Source organism: Collinsella sp. LCP19S3_D3, assembly GCF_052121455.1.
Lineage (GTDB): Bacteria > Actinomycetota > Coriobacteriia > Coriobacteriales > Coriobacteriaceae > Collinsella.
This window is the reverse complement of sequence record NZ_JBQKEF010000045.1, coordinates 1-1,651: the sequence shown is the minus strand read 5'-3', so window position 1 is coordinate 1,651 and position 1,651 is coordinate 1. Positions and strand designations below refer to the sequence as shown.

Annotated in this window: 1 protein-coding gene and 1 pseudogene; both read right to left on the bottom strand. The window is 58.2% G+C overall.

Features of this window, described 5'->3' with window-relative positions; genetic code table 11:
• Window positions 1-183: 183 nt before the first annotated feature.
• Window positions 184-885, bottom strand: a complete 702-nt coding sequence (locus ACTQXM_RS08945) for a methyltransferase domain-containing protein (RefSeq protein ID WP_052241580.1) — start codon at window positions 883-885, stop codon at window positions 184-186.
• Between the two features lie 63 nt (window positions 886-948).
• Window positions 949-1,089 (bottom strand): annotated as a pseudogene (locus ACTQXM_RS08940) (putative RNA methyltransferase); the annotation flags it as partial.
• Window positions 1,090-1,651 lie beyond the last annotated feature (562 nt).

Sequence of the window (1,651 nt, the reverse complement as noted above, 5' to 3'; positions counted from 1 at the left end):
GATGACGCGGAAACGGCCCCTCCCGGGGCCGTTTCAGTTCCAGATCGTTGTTTTCGCCCGCTGAGCTGGGCCTATGCCGGAATCTCTCCCACAGAAACCACCGAAGAGCCAGATTTCTTCTGGGGCGGTTGACAAGGGCTGTCCTTCAGCCCTGCAATTAAGAGGATGATGAGCTGGCTGAGCTCATGAAGGGCCTTGGGAGCGAGGGGTGCCCACCAGCAATTCAGCCTCGATGGTGATGCTTTTCACACGCGATAGATTTAGGGACTCCGCGTCGATGCCGAACAGCAGCGGCGTCATCTCGGCGAACACGCGGACGTCCCTTTCGGACATCTCGAAGGTGCGCGTCACCTTGATGCGGTCGGTCATCTTGAAGTGCTTCTCAAAGCAATCGGTCACCAGCTGGTTTGAGTATTCCTTGCTGCGCAAAGATCCTTCAGCAAGGTGGCGCAGCTCCGTAAGATGATTGCTGCCTGGAACCACTTTGACCAGCACTCCTGGCGCGGAGGCGTTTCTGGTTGGGGTGAGAACGCGCTTGAATTCGTCGTAGTTCGAGGGAGCGAATACGTCCACCACGCAGTTGATGGAGCCTTTCAGCACGGGGATGTTCGTCAGGTCGCCAACCAGCCATTTGACCGCCTTTCTGGAATCGTGGCGGGCCGCCATCAGCATGGCGTCTTTTGAGAGGTCAAACGCCACCACGTCGACACAGAGGTTTTCTCGGATTGCACGTGCATAGAAGCCTTCTCCGCATCCCGCGTCGAGCACGCGGAATGGCGTCGCGTTCACAGCTGCAGGACCCTCGCTTGGGGAAAGGGCCCTTCCTACCGCGGTGAGGACGGCTTCTTTCACGTGGTCGTAATACCCTGCCTCCAGGATTGCCATGCGGCTCTCAAAGGATTCTTTGCTGTAGTGGGCTGACTGCCTGGAGGGCCCTAGAAGGTTTACGTACCCCTGCTTTGCGATATCGAAGCAGTGCCTCTTCGGACATACGAGGCTCCCTTCCTGCAGCTTCAGGGCGCTGTGGCAAAGGGGGCAAGAGAGCACGTCGGCGCTGTCAGCAAATCGCGCGTATCTGTCGAGTACCATTGCGTCTCCTTTCGTCCAAGCAATTCTAGCGGATGAGTCTTCCCCAGCAGTGCATGGCTAATCATAGCAGGCAGAACCGCACAGTGACAAATAGCTGAGCTATTTCAAGCTGGGATTTCGGTATTCTGCTGCCCTCTTTTGGGCCACTTCATTTCGCCACGCTTTTGACAGGAGCAACAGGGTCCTCGCGCGCAAAACGCATATGGGCAATGCAGCCGTCTGTCAGGGCATGCCTGCGCCCCCGAACCTGCCGAAAAGGCGCTGATCTGCCCGCCAGGGCATGCCTGCGACCCCGAACCAGCCGAAAGGGCGGTGGATCTGCCCGTCAGGGCATGCCTGTGCCCCCGAACCAGCCGAAAGGGGGGTGGATCTGCCCGCCAGGGCATTGGCAGAAGAAAGAATGCCGAGATACTCAATAAGAAGATTGATAACCTTCAGCAGGTGAAAAAAGGAGGCTTCGGTAGTTTGTGTGACAAGGGGCTAGCCTAGGCAGCAACGCTCTTCGCTCCCTTCACGCCCTTCTTCCTCGCCTTCACCGGGCGACCCGGGAGCTGGGGCTGGC

Excerpts from the sequence above, each read along its gene's own strand:
- ACTQXM_RS08945 (WP_052241580.1), bottom strand. The coding sequence starts at position 885 with ATGGCAATCCTGGAGGCAGGGTATTACGACCACGTGAAAGAAGCCGTC.